Raw genomic sequence first — 24076 nt, 5'->3', positions numbered from 1 at the left:
GGTTATTTTATGAAGAATGGGAACCGAGTAAAAGATGGAAGCTGCGTGTAAAGAGAGGGACCCAGCGGACAAAAGAAGAGTCCGGCATCTAAATGATTAAAATGTACATTTTAAGAAAATAAACAAAAAGGCCCTGCATCTCCGCAAGGCCTTTTCCTTATTTAAGAGTATCCTCGGGCACTTCACCTTCAAGAAAGTCAGGGCGAGGAATGCCTAAAATTTTATACACAGTTGGGGCGATATCAAGTGTAGTAATCGAACCGGTTTTTTCGCCCTTTTTAAACGAAGGACCTTGGGCGATGAATACCGCTTTAAGCTCTTTTCGATCAGGGTCGCCTCCGTGGCTGCCAAGCTCTATTACAGGAAGTTCGGCTTTTGTTAGCCCGCTGCCCATCATAAAGCCCTTGGCTCCAAGCAGGAGGATTTCGCCTTCGTTGGGATGGTCTTTTTCTTGTTCACTTCCATCGGCAACTTGATAGGGATGTTCCTTTTTGCGCAATAAATAATGGAAAAATTGCTTTGTTTTTTGGTCAAAGTCGCTAAAGTGCTTCTGCGGGAGGGTATCGCCCATTTCACCAAAATACTGCTTGAGTGCTGCTTTTTTAAATTCAGGTTTTATTTGATACGTGCTAAAAAGATTTTCAACTCCCCTGGATACCTTTTCCTTTTTTGGTTCTGATAGGTCTTGATTAATATAAATCTGTGCAGCGGATCCGCTGGCAACAGCAATAGCTTTTGATTTCTCTGCATCAACCTTTCCTTCCTTATCGGTCTTCAAGTAGCCTGCTTTTTTTAATAACGTGTTTGGGGCCAGGAGGGTGTGTACTGGCTCCATTCCGTGATCTGAAACAATCAGCAGATGGTCATTTTTATTTAAGCTGTCCATTGTTCTCCCGACCACGTCATCAGCAAGCTTATAGGACCATTCAATATATTTCATATGCTTCTTTGACCTTTCCTCTGTATATTCTGGCTGTCTTGGATCTGTCAGCAGGAAATGGTGTGATTCATGGTCAATTTGCGGTGCGTAGAACATCAGCAAGTCGGGCTGGTATTTTTCTTTTATATGAAGAGAAACATCTGTCGTCCAGCTGACAAAGCGGGAACTGATTTCTTCATATTCCTCTCTTGAAATCCAGCCTTTCTTAAAAGCCCTTGTGTCATCCTGAACAGGAAAGAAACCGTATTCCGAGTTGATTTCTTCTTTGAAGCCTACTGGTCCTTTAATGAGGGCTGAAGTGACAGCCGTCCGGTAAATGCTTGCCTTTTCGAGAGCTGGATCTGCCTTCAGTTTAAACCAGAAGCCTGCCGATTTGCGATCCACCTCCACAGGGAAGGAACCCCATTCATTGGCTTTTACTACGGAATCATCCTGAGCAGCAGAACGATTATGTGAAAAAATAAAACGGTCATAATTTGTTTTGCCATCATCTGTTGTGTCCATTGCCAAAATATTGATTTCTCTATTTTTGGCTTTTTGCAGGGGCAGCTTCATTTTCGCTTCTTTTAAAGGACTAAAGCTTTTTTCAGTGTGTTTCCCGCCGCCAGCAGTTTTGAAGGTTAGCTTGTCCAATGAGCTTTCTGCCCAAGTTTCACCGTAATAGACAGCGTAATCTGCCTGCGAACCGGCATTAGGGTTTGACCCGGGAAACAGGACTGTAGCTGTTGTTTTGCCGTTCTTTTTGGCTTCCTTCCAAAGCGGGCTCTTATCAAGAGGCTGGTGAAAGGCACTCTCTCCGTTTGCCAATTCCTTGTGTGGGTCCTGCCACTTATTGCTGACCATGCCGGTTTCGGAAGGATCTGCACCCGTTGCAATCGCCGCATGGGAGGGAGCAGTTAGTGATGGGGTAACAGTCTTGGAATCCTTGGCAGCTACTCCATTTTTCATAAGAGACTCGATATGAGGGAGGTTGCCGCCCTTCACATACTCCTTTGTCAGATCGTTGCGCATTCCATCGAATGAAATCAAAATAACCTTGTTATCCTGCTCCTTAGTTTGTGACGCATAACCTGAAGTTGGAGAAACAATAGAACCAACCAATAAAATGATTATATAAAAATAGTGCTTTTTCATTATGTTTTCCTCCGTGGTGTATGAAAATTGGTACAAAAGTGTATTCCCTATTAATCTCCCATTTAAACAAAGGTTGAATGATCCCTTTCATCTATGCACATCATATTTCAATTTTTTTGAATAAATAGGGTGTATCTTCGGATGCCGATTTTCCTGCATTTATGAAACTAGTTAATCCTTTAGATTCAATAAAATTTTTCCAGTCCCAAAGAGGTAGACTAGCTGTATCTTAATCTATATTTTTATAATAGTTCGTAAATTCGACATTGTTTGGAGGAGAGAATATGAATAGATTGAAAGGTCCGCCTGGAAAAAGGGCACTATTAAAGGGATCAGTTGCTGCTGCTATTTTGACAGGAGGTGTGTTTTCACCATTGGCTCCTTTAAGTTCTAATCAAAGCATGGCAGAAGCAGCTTCTTCATCTTACATCGTTGATGCAACCAATCTTAATGTCCGTTTGGGACCCGGAACAGATTATGAACGGGTAGGAAGCTTGTCTCAAGGCAGCAGTATTCAGGTAATACAGAGGCTGGATAACGGCTGGTACAAGATTACATACAAAGGCCAAACAGGCTATGTCAGCGGCCAATTCGTGAAAACGAATGATAAGCTCTACCGGGTGGATGCAACCGCTTTGAATGTCCGCAAGGGTCCAGGATTGAATTACAGTAAAATCGGCCTCTTGAAGAATGGATCGATATTGAGCGTTATACATAAGGAAAGCAATGGCTGGTATAAAATATCATATAATGGCACTTCAGGCTATGTGAGCGGCGAATATGTGACTATTAGTGACTCCCGAGTAGCCAAGCTAAATGTCCCGCTTATTGCACAGCGGCCTGAATTGCCAAGCGGCTGTGAAGTGACGTCACTTGCCATGGCGTTAAAATATTACGGTGTAAATATCAGGAAAACTACCCTTGCGAAACAAATGCCTTATGATTCAACTGAGCTAGTGAGAAATACAGACGGATCTATTAAAACTTGGGGAGATCCGGATATCGGGTTTGTTGGAACTCCTTTTGGGAATGGCCACACGATAAACCCGGGACCACTGAAAAAATTACTGGATCAGTACCGTCCAGGCGGAGTGAATTTGACAGGAAAAGATTTTTCGGAAATAGAAAAGCATGTTTCTCAAGGCAGCCCCGTGCTGGCATGGTTTACGATTAGCCATGAAATGCCTAATAAAAGAAGCTGGAAAACGCCTGCGGGAAAAACCATTAGTGCCCCGACTCCATTGCACTGTATTGTTGTAACAGGAGTGGATGCTGACTATGTTTATTTTAATGATAGCGAAGCAGTCAAAAAAGATGTGAAAATGCCAAAAGACAAGTTTATTAAAATTTATAATGCTATGGGCAAGCGCGCATTGGCAGTCAAATAGCAAGGCAGCTGCTCAAATTCATGGATAAAATCTTATATAGCTATAAAAGCATTTGCGGGATTCAGGGCAAATGCTTTTTTATATTCAGGAAAAACGAATTAAATACGTCTCAGGTCTTAGATGTCTTTACTTACGTGGTCTATGGCGGGGAGGCGGGGTTTTTTGTATCTTTATACTTGAGAAGTTTTTAAAAAGTGTTTTAATAGGTTTAAGGGCGGGTGCCTGATTTTTGTGAAATATGCTGTAATTATGTCTGTGGATGAAACTTTATGTTTGCGAGGAACGTATAAATAAGTAGGACTATGAGTCAGGAGTCGATAGAGATGAATTCTTTTTTAGCCTTTGCTTTCCGCATGCTGACGGCGCTTCCGTTGTCGGTCAGTGTTTGGCTGGTAAGTTATTTTGCTTTTGATCAAACCTTTCTCTTGTCGGGTGTATATGGTGTTGGAACCGGACTGCTAACGTATTGGGCAGGCGGAGTGATTCAGCGGCACCGATTTTTAAAAAAGCATGGATTGACGAGAAGGGAATACCAATATATAAAGAGAAACCTTGATGAAGCGAAGCGAAAGTTAACCCGTTTGCATAAGGCGATGTTTTCGATTCGCCATTTTCCAACGCTTAAGCAGCGGATGGAGTTCATGAGGGTAACGAGAAGGATTTATAGGCTGACAAGAAAGGAACCGAAGCGCTTTTACCAGGCGGAGCAGTTTTATTTTTCACATCTTGATTCCGCGGTGGAATTGGCAGAAAAATATGTCTTTCTGTCGTCTCAGCCTAAAAAGACACGTGAATTGAATCAGTCGCTTGAGGAAACCCGCCGTACACTTGATGCGCTGACCCATCATGTGGAGGAGGACCTTCATCGGGTTATAGAGGAAGATATTGATCAGCTTAACTTTGAAATTGATGTTGCCAAGAATTCTATTGAAAAGATAAAAGATTCGAGAATTCACGATGAAAGCAGGAGATTAAAATGACTGAAGAAAATTCTCCCCTGTTAAAAAATACAAATAAGGCGAACTTGGTGGATGACCTGCTGGCTGACCCATTTGGGGAAAAGCAGGAGCTTGCCTCAGCCCCTTCCCGGGAGGAAAAGCGGACAAGGCTGATTGATGTAATACCAGAAGAAAATCGGGAAAAGGCGTTTCAGCTTGCCAGGCAAATAGACCCGGCCAATCATCAGGCGATGATTTCTTATGGAACGCCGGCCCAGTCAAAGCTATTATCTTTTTCCCATACAATGCTGGAGCATGTTCAAAAAAAGGACGTCGGCGAAGTGGGGGAAATTATTAATGATCTAATGAAGAAATTTAATGATGTAAACCCTGACGAACTAAAGCCAGAGAAAGCCTCTTTTTTTGCACGGATGTTTGGAAAGCTTTCTGGCTCTGTTCAGGAAGTGCTTTCCAAGTACCAGAAAACAGGAGCCCAGATTGACCGGATCAGCGTGAAGCTTGAGCGCAGCAAGAATCTTTTGCTTTCCGATATAGTCATGCTTGATAAGCTCTATGAAAATAATAAAGAGTATTTCCATGCTTTGAATGTGTATATTGCGGCAGGGGAGCTCAAGCTTGAAGAACTCCATGAAAAAACGATTCCGGAGCTTAAGAAAAAGGCAGAGGAAACAAAAGACCAAATGAAGTTCCAGGAAGTAAACGATATGATTCAGTTTGCCGACCGCCTGGATAAGCGTCTTTATGACTTGAAGCTAAGCCGTGAAATCACGATTCAAAGTGCTCCGCAAATCCGCCTGATCCAGAACACGAACCAGGCATTGGTGGAAAAGATTCAATCCTCGATCATGACGTCCATTCCGCTTTGGAAGAACCAGGTGGCGATCGCATTGACACTGCTCCGGCAGCGCCATGCGGTAGAAGCCCAGAAGAAGGTTTCAAAAACAACGAATGACCTTCTTTTGAAAAATGCTGAAATGCTGAAAATGAATACAATTGAGACGGCGCGTGAAAATGAACGCGGCATTGTCGATATTGAAACATTAAAGAAAACACAGGAGAACCTCATTTCCACTCTTGAAGAGACTTTGAGGATTCAGGAAGAAGGCCGGAACAAACGCCGCCAGGCTGAGCATGATCTCGCCAACATGGAAAGCGATTTAAGGCAGAAGCTGCTGGAGATTAAGGGGAACTAGCGGCTGCAGCCAGGGTGGCAATTTTACGATTCGTTGATATACCGTCCACTTTCGTTGATATATTGATTTTTTCGTTGATAAAATGGAATTTCCCTCTGATTACATCGCGGATTTCCCTTGTTAAAGCTAACGTCATCAACCATTTAAGCTTCATAGATATTAAAAAGAGCGATTTCAATCAAACGTTTGATTGAAACCGCTCTTTTCATGTCTAGATTGTCAATTCTGCTTCCGCAATGGGAGTTTGCTTTTTGACAGGCAGCTTAATGACTGCTTCGGTTCCTTTGCTTTTTTCACTATTGAAATGAATGGAGCCGTTGTGGGATTCAACAATTTTGAAGCTGACAGTAAGACCGAGTCCGGTTCCTTTTTCCTTGGAGGAGTAGAAAGGTTCACCGATTCGGTTAAGCCGTTCTTCTGACATGCCGCATCCATCGTCCTTTACAAGAATGGTAACCTGGTCATCATCAGACATAAGGGTTATGACCACCTTGCCGCCTTCATTAGAAGCTTCAATAGCATTTTTAATAATATTTATAAAGAGCTGTTTTAACTGGTTTGGTTCGCATTCAATCATGAATACATCGGATTTTAACAAAAATTCAATTTCAACGCTATGCATGCTGGCTTCTGTTTTTAGAAGTGAAATAACATTAAACAGAATGGTCTGGATGTCTGCTTTTGTAAAGCAAATATCCTGCGGCTTAGCCAGCAGCAGCAGCTCGCCGACGATATGGTTAATCCGATCCAGCTCTTCCTGCATGATCTGATAATAGAATTGATGCTTTTCATCTTCCAGCTGCATCAGCTGTACAAAGCCTTTTAAGGATGTCAGCGGGTTTCTGATTTCATGGGCAACACTTGCAGACAGCTCGCCAACAACGGAAAGTTTTTCAGTCCGGCGCAATCTTTCCTCTGCCTGCCGGAGCTTTGTCACATCCTTTCCATAGCCGATTATTCCTGCAATTTGCCCGTTAACGATAATCGGCAGGGCAGTGCATTGTAACGTTATTTGGCCGCCGTTCTTATGCATAAATTCAAATTCACATGTTCTTGGCTTTTTATATTGGAGGATGGATGTGAAGTCTTCTTTCACTTTCCCTTTATAACGGTCAGGTGAAATATCATAAATATTCTTTCCAAGCGTTTCCTCAGGGCTATAGCCTGTCACAGCCTTAAATTGAGGATTCACCTTCATAATAGTTCCATCAAGGTCGGTCATATAAACAATTTCTGTATTGTATTCAAACAATGATTTGTATTGCTGCTGGCTTTCTTCGAGCAATTTTTCCACTCGTTTTCTTTCCGTGATATCACGTCCGATAATCACGAGGCCTTTCCTTGTTCCGTCTGAATGGAAAAGGGGAACCTTAATCGTGTCAAAGGTCTTTACTGTCCCATCGGGCAAGGGAATGACTTCTTCCAGGCGGGTGATTTTCCCGTTTTTCCATGCCTCTTCATCTGACGCTTCACAGTACCGAAGTGCGTCAGCGTAAAAATCTGTATACTCAGCCAATTCCGAGTCCTTTTTTCCTTTATAGTCAACCTTCTCAAGGTTGAATAACTTCAGGCCAAATTCATTGGATTCAATCCAGCGGCCTTCTCCATCTTTGAAATTTACAAAGTCCACCATGGAATTGATTAAAGTGGACAGCCGCTTTTCATCTTCCCTTGAAGCACTAAGTTCTTCTCTTTTGCTCATAAAGTAATAGAGCAGCCATCCTGTAACCAGAATGTACAGAAATTCTTTACCCCTTTTAAGGTAATAAGCAAGAGAAGAAGGTTCAAGCATGTCTAAGAGATAATTAGTTCCAAATACCCAGATAAGGCTGATGACGATATATAAGACCAATAGCCTTTTTTTATCCATAGCTTGTTTTCCTCCTGTTCTCAATTTGGCTGAAAAGAGGGCTGGAATTCAGTCAAATAAGTATTTTTTTATTCCTCCATAATAGCTGTATAATAAAAGTGCATAAAATGCGTGAAATCGTATTAACATTTACTATTCTATCGGATTTTAGTAGAGTCATCTAGTGCCAGTAAATTGGAAGATGAAAATAATAGACCGAAAATAAAGAAGGAATGATTAACATGTACCTTACCATTAAAGAAACCGCAGAGTATTTATCCTATCCGGAAGCATATGTAGAGAGCCTGATTCAGCAAAAAAAGATCCGTGCAATTCATGACGGGGAGCAATTTTTGATATATAAGGATCAGTTTAACGCCCATTTAAAGCAAATGGAGAAATATAAGGATCTTGTTGAAGAGATTTTAAATGAACCTATTCCGGAGGATCGTGATATTAAGGACGAAGATTGAATATGGACAATTTTATCTAAAAACACATTATTTTACAATTATTATTATTTTAAATAAACTTTAAGGTAGATAAAGTTTAGTATGGGTCCCAAGCCAAAAAAGACTCCTAAAGTAAAAGCTTCACCAGATATGGTTCATGAGCAGGACGTAAAATAATAAAAAGAGCAGGCGTCTCCTTCTGGGGGCGGCTGCTCTTTTTTTATTTATTACTGGGAAAGCTTTATTTAGAATTAAAAAAAATATTTTATAAATTTTTAAAAAAGTATTGTAAAGCGCTTTCAGTTTTTTTATAATTACGATAAATCGATTTAGTAAACCGGTTTAGTAAATCGGTTTAGACAAAATGGAAAAATGAATGGATTCGGAGAAGAGTTTATGAAAACGGTTACTATAGCTGATGTTGCTCAGCATGCAAATGTATCAAAAAGTACAGTCTCCCAATATTTAAACAAAAGGTTTGATTATATGGGGGAAGGTACAAAGAAGCGAATAGAAGAAGCCATCAAAGAGCTGGGCTACAGGCCAAATATTTTGGCAAGAAGTTTAAAGCAAAAATCAACAACAACGATTGGTGTAATTGTAGCAAATATTCTTCACTCTTTCTCGACCCAGGTAATTAGAGCAATTGAAGATATGTGTCATGAATCTGATTTTCACACTATTGTCTGTAACGCTGATGATGATCCCATAAAAGAGAAGAAATATATTGAAATGCTTCGTGCTAAACAGGTAGACGGGATTATCCTGCTTCCAACTGGCGATAATAAAGATCTTTATAATGACATGTTAAAGGAAAAATATCCAATAGTGTTCGTTGACCGTACAGTTCCTGATGTAGATATACCCTCTATGCTGCTTGATAATGAAAAAGCGGCTGGCCTGGGCGTACAGCACTTAATTAATAAAGGTTACAAAAAAATCGGCATTATCACCAATGTAATCAGAAATGTAACACCAAGGATGGAACGACTAAACGGATATAAAAAAACATTACAGTTAAACGGCTTATCAATTAAGGAAGATTATATTAAGAGCCTGGAAGTCAGCGAGATTAAAAATGGGCTAAGGGAAATGCTATCCCTTGAAAATCCCCCGGAAGCCATTCTTGCTGGAAATGATCTAACTCTAATAGAGATCCTTAAATATGTAAAAGAAAAAAATTTAAGCATACCGGGAGATCTGGCTGTTATTGGGATTGATGATGTCTCTTTTGCGAGTTTTTACGAGCCAGGCCTGACTATAGTGGCGCAGCCGGCATTTGAGATAGGAAATAAAGCTGCTGAACACTTGTTAAATAAAATACAAAAAAGAACAACACCAGAGGAAAGGCTGGTTTATCGATTTGAGCCAAAACTTATTATAAGAGAATCATGTTAAAAGAATCGAAAAGGATGTTAAGCCATGAATGATGTAATTACAATCGGGGATGCCATGATTACCTTCAATCCCTCTGCAACTGGTCCAATGAGGTTTGTTTCGACCTTTGAACGAACAATTGGCGGGGCGGAATTGAATGTTGCCATCGGCTGCTCCCGTCTAGGTTTAAAGACAGGCTGGATTAGCCGTCTTGGGAATGATGAATTTGGCAGACATATTTTTAATACAGTACGGGGAGAGGGAATTGACGTCTCACAATTAGAACTTGTAGACGGGTATCCGACTTCTCTAAATTTCAAGGAGATAATGGGCGATGGGAGCGTCAGAACCTTTTATTACCGAACCAACTCTCCAACTGCCGCATTAACAGTTGATACACTTGATGAAGATTATATTAAAAATTCAAAAGTTCTTCATATAACAGGGGTATTTCCTGCAGTAGATAAGGAGAAAAACATTGATCTTATAAAACATGCGATTTCTCTAGCCAAGAAGCATGGCGTTCTTGTTTCGTTTGATCCAAATATCAGGCTGAAACTTTGGAGCAAGGAAGAAGCGAGAAGAGTGTTAAGAGAATTTCTTCCATTTGTTGATATTTTCTTAACTGGTGAAGAAGAGGCTGAACTGCTGCTGGGTACAAGCGATCCAAGTGAGATCATAGAAAAAAGCAAAGCTTTCGGCATTAGCCATATCGCCATTAAGCAAGGAGAAAAAGGCTCTATCGGATACCGTGATGGCGAGTACATCGAGGCTCCGGCATTTAAAACAAGTAAAGTTGTGGATACAGTAGGTGCTGGAGATGGGTTTGACTCCGGATTTATCTACGGACTTTTAAACCAATGGCCGCTGGAGAAGACATTGAAATTTGCAAATGTCATAGGTTCGATGGTTGTCAGTGTTTCAGGAGATAACGAAGGCCTTCCGTATCTGGAAGATGTTCTCGTTCAACTCGGAGAAAGAGAATTCGTAGAAAGATAGGGTGAGAGTATGAATCTTCAAATAGCCCTTGACCGCCTTACGAGGGAAGAATGTTTTAAGATTTTAAAAGAAACAGAGAAATTTGTGGATTGGATTGAAGTAGGCACTGGCGTTATTAAGGAATATGGCATGTCCATTGTACGCGAGATCAAGCAAATATATCCACACAAAACCGTTGTTGCCGACATGAAGACATGCGATGCCGGCAAACACGAAGCTGCACAGGCTTTCGAGGCAGGGGCTGACATCACAACCGTTATGGCCTTCTCGGCAGATAAGACGATTACCGATACGCTAAAAGTGGCAGAGAAACATGAGAAAAGGATAATGGTCGATTTGCTGGGTGTTTCGGAGCAAAGCCGTGTTGCAGAATTGCAAGCCCTAGGAGTGGATTTAGTCAGTTTGCATTTTGGCAAGGATATGCAGTCCGAGGGGCAAATGGGAACAGATCTTTTCTCTCTGACTCAAGGTATTTCCGGGTTGGAGGTAGCGGTTGCCGGCGGCATTAATCTTGACACTTTGCCGGGAATCATAGAGAGAAGATCTAATACGATCATAGTTGGCAGCGCTATCACCAAATCCGATAATCCTTATGAAGCTGCTAGAGCCATGAAAGGATTGTTAAATCAATGAAATCTATTATAAAAACCGTAGCTGATGAAGTCTCAGCTGTTCTGGCTGGTATAAATGAAGAAGAAGCGATTCATCTTTCCAAGCATCTTAGGGAAGCAAAACGGATTTTTGTCTATGGAGAAGGGCGTTCGGGACTAATGGGAAAAGCGTTTGCGATGCGCCTGATGCATGGTGGATTTCCGGTTTATGTGATAGGCGAGACGGTCACTCCAAGTATTGAGGCAGGGGATTTATTAGTTGCTATATCAGGCTCCGGATCAACTGGCGCCATCCTGCAATTTGCATCAAAGTCAAAAGATATCGGTGCAAGGGTGTTTCTGGTAACAACGAATAGGGACTCCAAGATTGCATCCATTTGTGACGGAATTCTTGTTATTCCGGCTGCAACCAAATATCGCAGACCCGATGAACCAGCCACTATTCAGCCCCTCGGCAATCAATTTGACCAATCAGTGCACCTTGTTCTTGATTCGATTATCATTGGAGCATTGCAGGCTGGAAACCAAGAGTCAGCATATGAAGAAATGACAAAAAGACATACCAATCTAGAATAGAAACAAGCGAAGGGCAGGTAAGGCAAATGCAGGCAGTAGATTTTATTAAAGAGCAGGTCATTGTTGCTGTCATTCGTGAAGCAACATTAGAAAATATTGTACCAATTGCACATGCTCTTAACGAAGGTGGAGTAAAGGTGCTTGAGGTAACCGCGGAAACTCCCGGAGTTATGGCGATGATTGAAAAAGTAAGAACGGAAATGGGGGACAAAGTGCTCATCGGGGCAGGCACCGTTTTGGATCCTGAAACCGCCAGAGCAGCCATTATGGCAGGCAGCCAATTTATTGTTTCTCCATCACTGAATACTGAAACTATTAAAATGGCTAAACGGTACGGAATAGCAAGTATCCCTGGCGCTTTAACTCCTACAGAAATCTTGACGGCCTATGAGCATGGTGCGGATATGATAAAGGTTTTTCCGGCTAATGTATTCGGTCCGGGATACATTAAAAACATTCACGGCCCATTCCCGCATATCCCGCTAATGGTAACAGGCGGAATTAATGCAGGGAATATTAAGGAATATATCGGAGGTGGTGCTTTGGCGGCAGGGGTTGGAAGCAACCTGGTCAATCCTGCGAGCTTAAACAGTGATGAAGATTTCATGACGCTTACTAAAAAGGCGCTTGAATATACAGCAGTACTTAATCAATAATTTTTCAATTCAATGAAAAATAAGGGGGAAATAAAAATGAGAAAGTTATTGTCAATTTCTTTTGTTTTACTTTTAACTTTATCAGCTGTTTTAGCAGGCTGCAGCAGCAAAGAAGAGGCAGGCGGAGAAGCAGGTTCCAAAAAGATAAAAATTGTAGCAGCACATAATCAAACATCTCCTGATAATCCATATCAAACCGGATTATTAAAATTTAAAGAAGTCGCAGAAAGCAAGTCAAACGGCGATATCGAAGTTGAAGTACATGCAGGAACCATTGGTACGGAAGAATCAGAATTAGTTGAAAAGCTTAAGTTAGGTGCAGCAGATGTTGTTTTAGTATCACCAGGTTTTATGACTCAAACAGGCATTAAGGAAATCGATTTATTAGCTTTACCATATCTATTTGACAGCTATGAGCATTGGGAAAAGGTTGTTGATGGAGAAGTTGGCGAAGAAATGGCGAAGCTTGTTAATGAAAAATCAAATAATGACTTTAAATTAGTTGGCTATTGGTCTGCTGGTGTTAGACATTACTATGGCAAAAAGCCAATCGAAAAGATGGAAGACTTAAAAGGCATGACATTCAGAACACAAACTTCAGGTGTAATCGCTGACTATTGGAAGCAAACAGGCGCAATCCCAACTTCTATTGCATGGGGAGAATTATACCAGGCATTGCAGCAAAATGTTGTAGATTCATCTGAAAACTCCTATCCATACTTTATCCAGCAAAATCATCACAAAACAGACAACGGAAAGTACATTACTGAAACAGGACACGACTTTACAACAAGATTCTTATTAGTAAACGGCAAAAAGTTCGACTCTTATACAAAAGAACAGCAGGATATTATTTTAGAAGCGGCGGAAGCATCAGTACAAGCTGAAAGAGAAGCAGTTTATGCTCAAGAAGAAGAGTATAAGAAAAAAGCCATCGATGAAGGTGCTGCAGTAAACGAAATTGATCGTACGCCATTTATTGAACTGGCTGAACCATTGCAGGAAAAAGCTGCTAAGGACATGGGTGCAGAAGAATTACTGAAGAAAATTAAAGATCTTAAATAATCTGAAACGAATGTGTTAAAGGGAAGAGTGTCAGTGCGGTCTTCCCTTTAATCCTTAATAGGAGGGAAGACGATAAGCATGATTAAGATTCTTGAGAAGATTCAAATGGCCATCGGTGTTATAAGCTTATCGATATTTTTTATTGCGATTATTATTCAAATAGTCACAAGACATTTGGGAATACCGGTTATTTGGACAGAGGAAGTAGCTAACTATTCATTCATCTGGTCAGTTTTTATGGGTGCCTCTGTTATGGTGAATAAAAAAGAACATTTTAGCTTTGACTTTTTAGAACAAAAGCTTCAGGGCAAATCCAAAGCCGGTCTTTTAATCGTTATTGATTTTATTGTATTATTGTTTGCTCTGGCTTTATTTTATTATGGAATCCAGGCTGTGCAGAACTTCTGGAATTATAATTGGGCCTCACTTCCAGCTATGAAAATGGGTTATGTCTGGATTTCCATTCCGATCATGGGGCTTACAATGTCCATCTATTCTGTAAGCCACCTGATTAATAATTTTAAACAACTAAAGGGAAGGGAGGCTAATATATGATTGGCATTATTCTGGTAGGATTATTCCTGATTCTAATGCTCATAGGGGTTCCGATAGCTTTTGTAATAGGAATTGTAGCTCTTCTTGGAATATTTAGTGTTCCTTATATTCCAGAAGTAACTGTTCCTATGAAAATGCTAAATGGCATTGATTCCTTTGTTTTGCTTGCCGTTCCTTTGTTTATCCTGGCAGCTAACTTAATGAATAGCGGAAAAATATCACAAAAGCTAATCGACCTTTCCCTTGCTGTTGTAGGGCATATTCGAGGCGGGCTGGCACACGCCAATATTCTGGTGTCTATGATCTTCGCAGGTGTATCAGGTGCTGCCCAGGCAGATACAGCCGGGGTAGGGAAAATCTTGATTCCAAACATGAAAAAGCAAGGCTATGACACAGAAACAGCAGTGGGAGTTACGGCTGCATCCTCAACAATAGGTGTTATTATTCCGCCAAGTATCCCAATGATTATCTTTGCCGGTTTAACAAATGCCTCTGTTGGTGCTTTGTTCCTGGGCGGAATTGTCCCAGGTGTCTTAGTAGGGTTAGGCATGATGCTTTTCGTCTATATTATGGCCTTGAAAAAAGGCTATCCAAGGGCTGATAGAGCAACAGTCCAGCAGTTTTTAAAGCTGGTGTATGAGACAGTTCCTGCCCTGATTACACCGATCATTATCATTGGCGGAATTATCTCCGGATTCTTTACAGCGACTGAAGCAGCTGCTGTTGCATCCCTTTATACACTTTTAATCAGCATGTTTTTTTATAAAACATTAAAGATATCGGATTTGCCTAAAATATTAATGGATACTCTTGCATTAAGTTCATTGTCCCTATTTGCCCTTGCTGCTGCAAGCGCACTGGGGGAGCTTATGAGTTACTATCAATTGTCTACCATGGCGCAGGAGTTTTTTGTTAATAACGTTGGAGCAAAATGGGTATTCATATTGATTATCATAGCGTTCTTCCTATTTGTAGGAACTTTTATGGATGCCATTCCAGCAATGATCCTATTTGTTCCGGTAATTTTGCCGACTGCTACTCAATTTGGCATGGACCCCGTTCATTTAGGCCTTATTGTTGTAATGACTCTTGCTATTGGACTGGTTACTCCGCCTTATGGATTGTGTTTATTATTGGCAGCTAAAATTGGTAACCTGAGCATTGAACGATCATTATCGGCTGTAACGCCATATATATTGATTGTATTAGCAGTATTGATCTTTGTGGCCTTTTTCCCGGATATTGCCTTTTATATTCCGAAGTTAATTAATCCAGGCTTATTTTAACTAGTTATTCTAAAGTTTGTACAGTGAAAATTGTCTACGGAAAGGAAGACACCATGGTTAAAAGAGAAATATTAAACAGTGATGGCGCATTAATGCTTGTAAAAGTAGAATTGCAACAAGGCTTTCTGGGAGACATTGACCAGCATCCCGAGGAGCAGATTAGCTATATTGAAAAAGGAAAAGTAGAATTTGAAGTAAATGGAGAAAAAAGAATCCTCAACAAGGGAGACATTCAATACATTCCTTCCAATGTAAAACATCAGGTAAGAGTGATAGAGGAATGTGTCATTATGGATGTATTCACACCGATTCGAAAGGATTTGCTTCCAGTTTAATGCAGAAAAGGAGAGGGGAAATCCTCTCCTTTTTCATTGCTTTTTTTCTAATAGCTTTACTGAATCTCCGCTGCCAACGATGACTAAATCTGTCATTCCAATAAATAACCCGGTCTCTACCACCCCTAATAACTGTTTAAGCTGATTATGAAGCTCACTAGGATTCAAAATCTGTTTGAATTTGCAATCTAATATGTAGTTTCCATTGTTTGAAATGAAAATTTCACCGTCTTTTTTTCTGAGTTCAGGAATAGCGCCAAGATCTGCAATTCTTTGTGCGGTGACTTCCCATCCGAAAGGTACGACCTCTACAGGAAGGGGGAACTTACCTAATTGATGGACCATCTTGGACTCATCTACAATGATTATAAGCCTGTCGGAATTGACATCAACGAGTTTTTCCCGGAGAAGCGATCCCCCTCCGCCTTTTATCAGATTAAACTCAGGGTCAACTTCATCAGCCCCATCAATAGCAAGATCGAGTCTCTGCACCTGGGAAAAATCAGTCAGCGGAATGTTAAATTCCTTCGCCCATCCCTCAGTCCTTAAAGAAGAAGGAATTCCTCTAATATTCAAGCCCTGCTCCACCTGTTCACCAAGTTTCTTTAACATCCAATAAACCGTAGATCCTGAACCTAAGCCGATGGTCATTCCGTTTTTTACAAATTCGGCAGCTTTTTCTCCAGCCGTTTTTTTCTGTATAGCCCTAGTATCCAGCACCATATTCACCTCACATATCATTTTTAGCCATTATAACAAATGATTAGGAGGGGTTATCCAAAGGTTGGAATAAAAATTTATTCTTCGCCTTTTTTATGCATCCACTGAAAAATCCTGGTCAGCCAATAAGCCAGCAGGAACAGAATAATATAAATGAAAAAAATATAAATGTAATTAACCCACTTATATTTCTCAAATAAACCATGAGCAACTAATAACGGCTTAAAGCCAAAGCCAAATCCAAGTGCTGTCAGGAAGGCATAGAGATAATAATTTTTCTTGTGTTTCAGGGTCCATTGATAGACAAGCATAATGAAGACAGGGATAATGGCAGCATCCAAAGAAAAGCTGGGTATAAAGGGAAGAAGCTGATAAGGGTAGCCCCATAGGCCAAAGCGGATTCCCGCTGCATCAACATAGGCAAATAAAATGTGAACAGCAAATCCAAAAAAACCGATTTGAAAAATATGCTTGCGATCAATTTTAAAATAAACAAGGATTAAGGGGCCAATCAGCAGAACGGCTACGGTCCAAAACTGCCAGGTGCCAAGGTGCGAATATATTTCCCAATACTCGATACTCTGCGATGCCAGTTCCTCTTGCAAAGATACGAGCTTCTGAAAAAATTTTTCCTGCTTGGGTGTCAAAAAAGATCCCTCCCTGCAAATCTGCTGAAGTTTATTTTGTCCCTTGGGATATTTTTTGATGCGAGCTAATATAAATCTCTTTGGAGCTTTAAAAGGCAAAAGTAATTTGAATTGTGATAAAATGGAAGTCAAATTATAAACGCGGATTTTACAGAAAGAAGGATCGAAAGTGAAAAACCTGCAAACTTATTTTATTCTCACTTTGATTATGGCCACATGGGGATTGAATGTCAGCATTATTAAAATTCTTGTCAGTTATTTTCCGCCAGTGACGATCACATCCTTGCGAATACTGGCAGCTGGTTTAAGTGTATTTATCATATTGGGCGTTATGGGAAAAGTGAGAAAGCCGAGTTTCAGGGAAATGATATTTATTGTGTTCGGAGGAGTTCTTAGCGTCGTCAGCCATCACCTTCTATTGGCAATTGGGCTGACTGAGACGAGTGCAGTAAATGGAGGGCTTATTTTAGGTGCCGGCCCGCTTTTGACGGCAATTTTGTCCTCGGTCCTGCTCCGCAATAAACCCACGGGTATTCAGGTGCTTGGATTCCTGCTCGGAGGAGCGGGTGTTACGTTCATTGTGCTTTCAGGCAATAGAGGAGTATCGAACTTATCGCATGGAGATTTTTATGTGTTCTTATCGATTCTTTCACAAGCCCTTAGTTTTATTGTGATAAGCAAGGCTACGAAAACATTGGATCCGCGGCTGCTGACCGGCTATATGCTGGTATTTGGCGGAGTGATTTTGTTTGTGCTTGGAAACTTTATGGAACCTGGCGGGGTGAAGGGCATGTCCGAAGCTCCATTATCAGTATGGGCTGCTTTTGCAGCATCTGCTGTAGTGGCAACAGCTGTTGGCCATATGGTTTACAACACAGCGATCAGTAAAATCGGACCAGCGGAAGCGAGCATTTTTCTGAACCTGAATACTTTTTTCTCATTAGCAGGTTCTGCACTGATTCTTGGCGAGGTCATCACCGTCAACCATATGCTGGGCCTTATCCTGATCGTTGCCGGTGTTTTATTCGGATCGGGGGCTTTGGAGGAATTGGTTATAAGACAACGCCGGAAACGCCATTCCCATCATATGTAAAGGAAAAGCAAGGGCTCGCGCCTTTGCTTTTTTATTTTTGAAAAAAGTGGCACTCGGAATTATGTATGAGAGGGGGAAAAAGGGGAATAGGAAGGCTATAAAGAGAGGAGGAGCTTTTATGTACTTATCTATAACAATAAAAATGGTAGTTGGATTAGTTTCACTATTAACTGTAACACGTCTTCTTGGGAAAAAGGAGCTTTCACAGGTTACTCCCTTTGATTTCGTCTATGCGGTTGTCCTTGGAGGGATCATTGAGGAAACCATTTATGATGATAAAGTAACTCCGCTTGAAGTTGCCTATTCGGCTTTACTGTGGGGTGGGCTTATTTATATTATAGAAATCCTGGCGAAAAAGAAGAATTTTTTCAGATCCATTTTAAAAGGAAGCGAGTCTATAATCGTTAAAAATGGCAAGCTGAATGTGAAGGAAATGCAGAGGAACCATCTTGAAATGGAACAGCTGAGGACAATGCTGAGGCAAAAAGGAATTTTCAGCATGAATGAAGTGAAGTATGCCTATCTTGAGACAAATGGCGGCTTAAGTGTCATGAGGTACCGAAAGGAGGATCCTGTTACACCTGAAATGATGGAGATGGAAGTGGAAGATAAAGAGCCTTCCATCTTATTGATTGATGAAGGGGAAGTCGTGGGATCTGGCCTTAAGATGGTTGGAAAAGATGGGGAATGGCTAAAGGAATCGATCAGGAAGGAAGGGTTTAACGACATTAAGGACATTTTCTGTGCCGAGTGGTCAGAGGAAGAAGGGTTTTATATCGTGACATATAAAAAATAAAAGGCCTTGCAGCTCTGCAAGGCCTTTTATTGTAAAGCTGTTTTCAAACAGCCTATTTTAATAACCTTTTTGGTAATCGACCAAGTTAATGGCAGGAGTCTTCCCATTTATATAGTTTTTTAAATTGGGAATAAAAATGTCCTCAATCACACGCTGATTATAGTGCTCTGTAGACCCTGCTGTGTGAGGGGTTACAATTACATTTTCAAGCTCCCAAAGCGGGCTGTCCTCTCCCAGCGGTTCTTTTTCAAAAACATCAAGGCCGGCACCGGCAATTTTGCCGGCCTGCAGTGCGGCAATCAGGTCGTTTTCAACGACGATCTCGCCGCGGCCGATATTGATGAAAAAGGCAGATTCCTTCATTAGCGAGAATTGTTCGGCTCCGAATAATTGCCTTGTTTCTTTTGTAAGCGGCAGGGTGACAGCAACATAATCGCATTGCGGAAGCACTTCGTTCAGCTGACTGGATGTATACATTTCATCTACGTATTCTTCCGCTTTTCCGGAGTGACGGACGCCCACAACTTTCATGCCAAAGGCTTTGGCGATTTTGGCCGTTTCTTTGCCAATGGCACCCACACCAATGATGCCGATGGTTTTATTGTGAATTTCAAGCTTCATGCTGGCATGATGCCATGTTTTGGATTGCTGATTTTTAACATATGTATGGATTTTTCGGGTTAACGCAAGCATTAGGGCAAAAATTGTTTCCGAAATCGGATTGGCATGAACGCCGTTTGCGCTCGTGATTTGGATGCCATTGGCTTCCATTTTAGCTAGAGGCAGGGAGTCGACTCCGGCACTCCAGGATTGGAACCAGCGCATATTGGTATTTCCTTCTTGTACAAATTCTTTGAGCTCCTTTTTCCAGCCAGCGATTACTTCAGCTTCTTTGACGTAATTCAGCCAGTTTACTGGATCTTTTCCGGTGAGCAGCTGCCAATCAGGAATAATTTCTTTTATTTTTTCAAGCTGGGATTGTTCAAGCTCATGTGTGATGATGCAGGTTCTTTTTGTCATGGTCAAGCCTCCATTAATTATTTTTAGAAAAGTCGGTAAATATATCATAGCAAAAATGGGAAGAGCTGTAATTGGGAATTTACGAATGAAAGGGGAAAAAGCGATGAATTGGATAGCCCGGAGGATGAATACAGCGCAAAAACCGGCAGAATTAACGAGCAGGTGCTGTGTTCTAGGCGGATAAACGTTGACGCTGGGTTAACGAAGAACTACTGCTGGCAGGCAAAAAGCTGTGTCTTAAAAGGAAAGGCATCCAGGTCTTAAATATTTACTGCAAATGATGGCTGGAATAGGATATTGTTAGAGAATCATACCTTACAGTAGAAAAAGCAGGTTAAATTAGCAGATATATTCCAGCGTACACGGTTTCGTTGCCGGGAATGGATAGGCAACCATATTTATCAACGAAAAATTAACTATATCAACGAACCGCCATTTTTATCGGCCAACCCAAAATAAGTCCCCGGTACGACCCGGGGACTCGATGTTATATTAAGGCTGGAAACCTATTAGCTTAGCTTTTTTATCGACGCCAAGAGTTTTAACATCCGGAAACGCGATGACAGAGCTGATATAGTCCCAGCGGATGAGGAAGTGGGTGACACAATCTTCCTCTTTTTGCTCTTCCTCAGGGATGTCTGTACCGTCTTCTTCCTGGATTTTTGTACGTTTAAAGCACGGATTTTCAACCCAGATGCCCATGTTTTCCGTTTTGATCAGTTTGACGATGTACCATTCATCAGGCTGGAAAATGCCGGTAGTGGGACCTACCAGGTCATTGGGAAAATTTTTGAATTTTATTTGAATTTTCTGGTCTTTAAAGTTTTCCAGATACATACTCTAACCTCCTGAACTATTAAAATATCTTTTTCCTATACTCTTCCTTTTTTTGATGCTTTTAAACATCATAAAAAAACAAGGTCCACTCCTCAAAGTGAACCTTGCTTCTTTTAACGTTCGCCGTCTACATATTTTCCGTGGTCCGGGATGGCGATTTCGTCAAATTCATTAACCAGCTTGGAGAGGTTTTCTCTTAATGTACCGGCAGCCATTGGCACGCCATGGCCTGTGATTGCAACGGTCGGCTGCAGTGCCTCAAGTTTCTGGACAGAGGTGCGGGCTGATTCCCAGTCAGTTGTTAAGTAACGTGGCGGGCCGCTGATTTCCTGTTCCTGTGTCAGTACGCTGTATAGTGATTCCTGCTTCACCGTTACAAAAGCATCGCCTGCAATCAGCACGCGATCGGCCTCTCTGAACAAGGAAACATGGCCTGGAGTATGACCCGGTGTATGGATCCATTTCCATCCTTCCATATGCGGAACGCTTCCGTCCTCCGGCAAAGATTGAACATGGGTGCCCAGGTCAATGCCTTCATGCGGAAAAGCGGGGGACATTTTAGCAACCAGCCCGCCTTCTACACTGGCATCCGGCTTGGGATAATCTTGCTGTCCGGTTAAGAATGGCAACTCGAGCGGGTGGGCGTAAACAGGAACCTGCCAGCGCTCGACTAAGTCAATTATCGCACCGACATGATCAAAATGACCATGCGTTAATAGGATGGCTCGCGGTTTTGCATTTTCACCGTAAAGCTCCTCGGCTGCTTCTATTATTTTATCAGCTGACTTTGGCATGCCGGCATCGATGAGTACCCAATCACCGGGCTCCTCGGACACCCTAACAAAACAAACATTTACAATCTGCACTGTCAGGCAATAGACTCCGTCTGCTTCATTGACAATCATTCCGCTTGTGGAGGAAGTCATTGGCATATAACGTTCAGTTGATGAGCTTTCCTTCAAGGATATTACCTCCTTTATAGCTTTAAGTATTGGCCCTTTTAAGTAAGAGGGTTTTCGGGCTTCTGCAACCCGAATGTTCTTGCTGAGGCTGGAAAAGGCGTTATTGGTTTTATCTTTTTGAGTATACCCGCATATGGAGTTTGTATGCGGCATATCTAGGAGGAAGAGGGAATAATTGCAAAAAGGCCCTGCCGATTTCCGGCAGAGCTTGGCTGGCTAGTAACTTTTTAAGATAAGAATTCCTGCGGGTTCAAACCGAGTTCCATGCAGATTTCAGTGACGGCCTGCTTTTCGTTTTGATCAAAGTGGCCGTCCGCATAGCCGATTGCGATACAGTAACGGGCAACCAAACGGGCAATTTCAGGCTTGTTTCTAACCCGGCCAACAGCTTTAAAGGCTTCTGCCCGGCCGATGATCGGATCCATTTCAATCCGCTGCACGAACATATTGAATTGCTGGATGACTTTTTGTGTATCAAATACTTTTAATTCCTGGCTGCTGTTAACAAACTCAATCATTTTTTCGCGTTCAGAAGGATCAAGTCTCCCATCGGCCATGCCAACAAGTGCACATGAGGCGACAACAGCATCAAGGACATCCTGGCTCTTGAAGCGCGTGAACAGTTCCTGAGCTCTGCGTTTCTGGTCATTGGCCCATTGCATATAGTCTGTCTGGTTGGGTGACCAGGAATTGCCGCAGGCATTGCAGGTAAGCTTAAGCTGATTTTTTCCAATAAAGCCGCCAAGAAGGCCGACCGGTCCGAGAATAAGTCCGCCAATAGCTGCTTTTCCTAGTCCGAATCCTTTCTGTCCCGTGCGGATGTTAGTAGATCCGCAGCGGGTGCAGGAGATGTTGCCATCTGTGTAGGATTGAGCTTGCACTGGCTGTCCGAATCCAGATTGGCCGCCAAACGATGACGGCTGGGGTGCAGGGCTATTATAGGCTGGCTGATTGTAACCTGTCTGTGCCGGCTGGCTGTACGAAGGACTTGGCTGGCTCTGAGGAGAGCTGTATCCTTGAGAAGGCTGACCAAAGCTGCCCGGCTGCTGATATTGGTTTTGACTGTATGCCGGCTGCGGGTTTGGAGCAGGTTCATCATCAACAGAAACCCCAAAGTTGCGGCAAAGAGCAGCCAATCCGCCCTGGAATCCGCTTGCGATGGCATTGAATTTCCACTCGCCATTATGGCGGTACAGCTCTGCGGCCACAATGGCTGTTTCAACGGTAAAATCACGGCCAAGGTCGAAGCGCAGCAGTTCTTCATTTGTAAGAGCATTAAACACTCTCACATAGGCATTGGATACTTGTCCAAAGTTTTGGCCTTTTGCCTGGGCATCATGGATGGTGATGGTAAAAGCAATGCGGTGAATATGCTGCGGAACCTTATTTAATTCAATCCGGATTTGTTCGTCATCCCCAGCTCCAGCACCAGTCCGGTTATCGCTGCTGTACAAAATCGACCCGTTCCCGCCTGAGGGGTTATTATAGAAAACAAAATCACTATCGCTTTGGACTTTTCCGGATGCGTCAGTTAAAAATGCTGAAGCATCCAGGTCATATTGGGATTGATTGTGGCTGACATCCCAGCCCAACCCTGCCGCAACAACCTGCAAACCGGGATTGGTCTTTGTTAAATCCACTTTTTGTCCCTTGCTTAATCGAACTCCCATAGATTTCACTCCTTTTTTATAATTGGCAACTATGTATCGTTATAGTGTTATACGTCCTGAGCAGTTAGAAGTTTCATAGTTTTCATTATAAGGGAATCGGCGCGGAAGTGAAACTTGAGGGACTTTTTGCACCCTCAAAAAATGGTTTTTTTATAGGGGAATAGAATAATACTAGAAATAGCATGACCATGCTGGCAGAGGAGGAACTCAATTGAAGAATAATGCAAAGGTTTTTGCCCATCGGGGTGTAAGCGGCCATTATCCTGAAAATACGATGGTTGCTTTCCAAGCTGCATTGGAAGCGGGGGCGGATGGTATAGAACTGGATGTACAGCTAGCAAAGGACGGGAAGCTGGTGATTATTCATGATGAAACGGTAGACCGGACTACAAATGGAACTGGCTACATAAAGGATTTAACTTATGATGAGATTATGCAGCTTGATGCAGGCGGCTGGTTCGCTGCTGCTAACGCCGGCGAAACCATTCCGGAACTTGAAACAGTTTTTCAATGGGCTATCAGGGATGGCAATGGGTTGATGATCAATGTTGAATTGAAAAATGATCTGATTGAATATCAGGGGCTGGAAGAAAAAGTAATTGAGCTGATCGAGCGCTATGGATTGGAGGATAGGGTTATTCTATCTTCTTTTAATGCGGAGAGTTTGAGAAGAGTGCGGGAGGTGCATCCAACCTTGAAGACTGGCTATTTGATTACAGGTGTGCCGGAAGATGCAATGATGATTGCGAAAAAGATTGGTGCTGACAGCATTCATTGCGAAGAAGCCTTTGCGCTATCTGAATACGGCAGAGAAGCTAGGGAAGCTGGCTTTCCGTTGAGGGTTTATACCGTAAATGATGAAACGCGCAGAGATTTCCTGGCCAAAGCGGGAGTTGAAGTGATTATGACTGATTTTCCGGAGAGATTTTTGAAGGATTAAAACATTTAACCGCGGA

The 24076-nt window shown here is 42.0% G+C and carries 24 protein-coding genes; 16 read left to right on the top strand and 8 right to left on the bottom strand.

What is annotated here, in order from left to right; all coding sequences use genetic code 11:
• Positions 1 to 157: 157 nt before the first annotated feature.
• Positions 158 to 2074 (bottom strand): alkaline phosphatase family protein, encoded by a 1917-nt coding sequence (locus AC3ZVC_RS02610; RefSeq protein WP_490066137.1) that lies wholly within the window; start codon positions 2072 to 2074, stop codon positions 158 to 160.
• 284 nt (positions 2075 to 2358) lie between these two features.
• Between AC3ZVC_RS02610 and AC3ZVC_RS02605 the strand changes: the two genes are divergently transcribed.
• The 3 genes from AC3ZVC_RS02605 to AC3ZVC_RS02595 all read left to right on the top strand — a co-directional run bounded on the left by AC3ZVC_RS02605 (position 2359) and on the right by AC3ZVC_RS02595 (position 5614).
• Positions 2359 to 3462, top strand: coding sequence for an SH3 domain-containing protein (locus AC3ZVC_RS02605; protein ID WP_490066136.1), 1104 nt, complete (start codon positions 2359 to 2361; stop codon positions 3460 to 3462).
• A 323-nt stretch (positions 3463 to 3785) separates the two neighbouring features.
• Positions 3786 to 4442, top strand: coding sequence for a 5-bromo-4-chloroindolyl phosphate hydrolysis family protein (locus tag AC3ZVC_RS02600; RefSeq protein WP_490066135.1), 657 nt, complete (start codon positions 3786 to 3788; stop codon positions 4440 to 4442).
• Entirely contained in the window at positions 4439 to 5614 is a 1176-nt protein-coding gene (locus AC3ZVC_RS02595; protein ID WP_490066134.1) for a toxic anion resistance protein, read from the top strand. The genes AC3ZVC_RS02600 and AC3ZVC_RS02595 overlap by 4 nt, the downstream gene beginning before the upstream one ends.
• Positions 5615 to 5825: 211 nt before the next feature.
• Here the strand turns inward: AC3ZVC_RS02595 and AC3ZVC_RS02590 are convergent, their stop codons facing one another.
• Entirely contained in the window at positions 5826 to 7484 is a 1659-nt protein-coding gene (locus AC3ZVC_RS02590; protein WP_490066133.1) for a PAS domain-containing sensor histidine kinase, read from the bottom strand.
• Positions 7485 to 7705: 221 nt separating this feature from the next.
• Between AC3ZVC_RS02590 and AC3ZVC_RS02585 the strand changes: the two genes are divergently transcribed.
• The 10 genes from AC3ZVC_RS02585 to AC3ZVC_RS02540 all read left to right on the top strand — a co-directional run bounded on the left by AC3ZVC_RS02585 (position 7706) and on the right by AC3ZVC_RS02540 (position 15375).
• Positions 7706 to 7936: an excisionase family DNA-binding protein gene (locus AC3ZVC_RS02585; RefSeq protein WP_490066132.1), complete on the top strand. Its 231-nt coding sequence runs from the start codon at positions 7706 to 7708 to the stop codon at positions 7934 to 7936.
• 375 nt (positions 7937 to 8311) lie between these two features.
• Positions 8312 to 9313 carry a LacI family DNA-binding transcriptional regulator gene (locus AC3ZVC_RS02580; protein WP_490066131.1) on the top strand — a complete coding sequence of 334 codons (1002 nt, stop codon included), beginning with the start codon at positions 8312 to 8314 and terminating at the stop codon, positions 9311 to 9313.
• 24 nt (positions 9314 to 9337) lie between these two features.
• A complete protein-coding gene (locus AC3ZVC_RS02575) occupies positions 9338 to 10291 on the top strand; it encodes a sugar kinase (protein ID WP_490066130.1) in 954 nt (317 codons plus the stop codon).
• Between the two features lie 9 nt (positions 10292 to 10300).
• Entirely contained in the window at positions 10301 to 10924 is a 624-nt protein-coding gene (hxlA, locus tag AC3ZVC_RS02570; RefSeq protein ID WP_490066129.1) for a 3-hexulose-6-phosphate synthase, read from the top strand.
• A complete protein-coding gene (hxlB, locus tag AC3ZVC_RS02565) occupies positions 10921 to 11478 on the top strand; it encodes a 6-phospho-3-hexuloisomerase (protein ID WP_490066128.1) in 558 nt (185 codons plus the stop codon). The genes hxlA and hxlB overlap by 4 nt, the downstream gene beginning before the upstream one ends.
• Before the next feature lie 26 nt (positions 11479 to 11504).
• Positions 11505 to 12134, top strand: coding sequence for a bifunctional 4-hydroxy-2-oxoglutarate aldolase/2-dehydro-3-deoxy-phosphogluconate aldolase (locus AC3ZVC_RS02560; RefSeq protein WP_490066127.1), 630 nt, complete (start codon positions 11505 to 11507; stop codon positions 12132 to 12134).
• Between the two features lie 36 nt (positions 12135 to 12170).
• On the top strand, positions 12171 to 13199 hold the full coding sequence (locus AC3ZVC_RS02555; RefSeq protein ID WP_490066126.1) for a TRAP transporter substrate-binding protein: 1029 nt from the start codon (positions 12171 to 12173) through the stop codon (positions 13197 to 13199).
• Positions 13200 to 13277: 78 nt separating this feature from the next.
• Positions 13278 to 13754 (top strand): TRAP transporter small permease, encoded by a 477-nt coding sequence (locus AC3ZVC_RS02550; protein WP_490066125.1) that lies wholly within the window; start codon positions 13278 to 13280, stop codon positions 13752 to 13754.
• On the top strand, positions 13751 to 15040 hold the full coding sequence (locus tag AC3ZVC_RS02545; RefSeq protein WP_490066124.1) for a TRAP transporter large permease: 1290 nt from the start codon (positions 13751 to 13753) through the stop codon (positions 15038 to 15040). Before AC3ZVC_RS02550 ends, AC3ZVC_RS02545 begins: the two co-directional genes overlap by 4 nt.
• Positions 15041 to 15093: 53 nt before the next feature.
• On the top strand, positions 15094 to 15375 hold the full coding sequence (locus tag AC3ZVC_RS02540) for a cupin domain-containing protein (protein ID WP_490066123.1): 282 nt from the start codon (positions 15094 to 15096) through the stop codon (positions 15373 to 15375).
• A gap of 33 nt (positions 15376 to 15408) precedes the next feature.
• Here the strand turns inward: AC3ZVC_RS02540 and rpiA are convergent, their stop codons facing one another.
• The gene (rpiA, locus tag AC3ZVC_RS02535) at positions 15409 to 16098 is read right to left on the bottom strand and encodes a ribose-5-phosphate isomerase RpiA (RefSeq protein ID WP_490066122.1); all 690 of its coding nucleotides are present in this window, start codon (positions 16096 to 16098) and stop codon (positions 15409 to 15411) included.
• A 74-nt stretch (positions 16099 to 16172) separates the two neighbouring features.
• Positions 16173 to 16742: a CBO0543 family protein gene (locus AC3ZVC_RS02530; RefSeq protein ID WP_490066121.1), complete on the bottom strand. Its 570-nt coding sequence runs from the start codon at positions 16740 to 16742 to the stop codon at positions 16173 to 16175.
• 169 nt (positions 16743 to 16911) lie between these two features.
• Between AC3ZVC_RS02530 and AC3ZVC_RS02525 the strand changes: the two genes are divergently transcribed.
• Together AC3ZVC_RS02525 and AC3ZVC_RS02520 are read left to right on the top strand one after the other, a co-directional pair.
• Positions 16912 to 17835 (top strand): DMT family transporter, encoded by a 924-nt coding sequence (locus AC3ZVC_RS02525; protein WP_490066120.1) that lies wholly within the window; start codon positions 16912 to 16914, stop codon positions 17833 to 17835.
• Positions 17836 to 17953: 118 nt separating this feature from the next.
• Positions 17954 to 18631, top strand: a complete 678-nt coding sequence (locus AC3ZVC_RS02520) for a DUF421 domain-containing protein (RefSeq protein ID WP_490066119.1) — start codon at positions 17954 to 17956, stop codon at positions 18629 to 18631.
• A gap of 57 nt (positions 18632 to 18688) precedes the next feature.
• Here the strand turns inward: AC3ZVC_RS02520 and AC3ZVC_RS02515 are convergent, their stop codons facing one another.
• From AC3ZVC_RS02515 to AC3ZVC_RS02500, 4 genes are all read right to left on the bottom strand, one after another.
• Positions 18689 to 19651 carry a D-2-hydroxyacid dehydrogenase gene (locus AC3ZVC_RS02515; protein WP_490066118.1) on the bottom strand — a complete coding sequence of 321 codons (963 nt, stop codon included), beginning with the start codon at positions 19649 to 19651 and terminating at the stop codon, positions 18689 to 18691.
• A gap of 492 nt (positions 19652 to 20143) precedes the next feature.
• A complete protein-coding gene (locus AC3ZVC_RS02510; RefSeq protein ID WP_214726085.1) occupies positions 20144 to 20488 on the bottom strand; it encodes a hypothetical protein in 345 nt (114 codons plus the stop codon).
• 113 nt (positions 20489 to 20601) lie between these two features.
• Entirely contained in the window at positions 20602 to 21420 is an 819-nt protein-coding gene (locus AC3ZVC_RS02505) for an MBL fold metallo-hydrolase (RefSeq protein ID WP_490068797.1), read from the bottom strand.
• Between the two features lie 257 nt (positions 21421 to 21677).
• Positions 21678 to 23120 (bottom strand): TerD family protein, encoded by a 1443-nt coding sequence (locus AC3ZVC_RS02500; protein WP_490066117.1) that lies wholly within the window; start codon positions 23118 to 23120, stop codon positions 21678 to 21680.
• A gap of 211 nt (positions 23121 to 23331) precedes the next feature.
• Between AC3ZVC_RS02500 and AC3ZVC_RS02495 the strand changes: the two genes are divergently transcribed.
• Positions 23332 to 24060: a glycerophosphodiester phosphodiesterase gene (locus AC3ZVC_RS02495; RefSeq protein WP_490066116.1), complete on the top strand. Its 729-nt coding sequence runs from the start codon at positions 23332 to 23334 to the stop codon at positions 24058 to 24060.
• Positions 24061 to 24076: the final 16 nt, after the last annotated feature.

Source organism: Cytobacillus sp. C11.1, from assembly GCF_058145115.1.
This window is presented reverse-complemented; position numbering and strand designations above follow the sequence as displayed.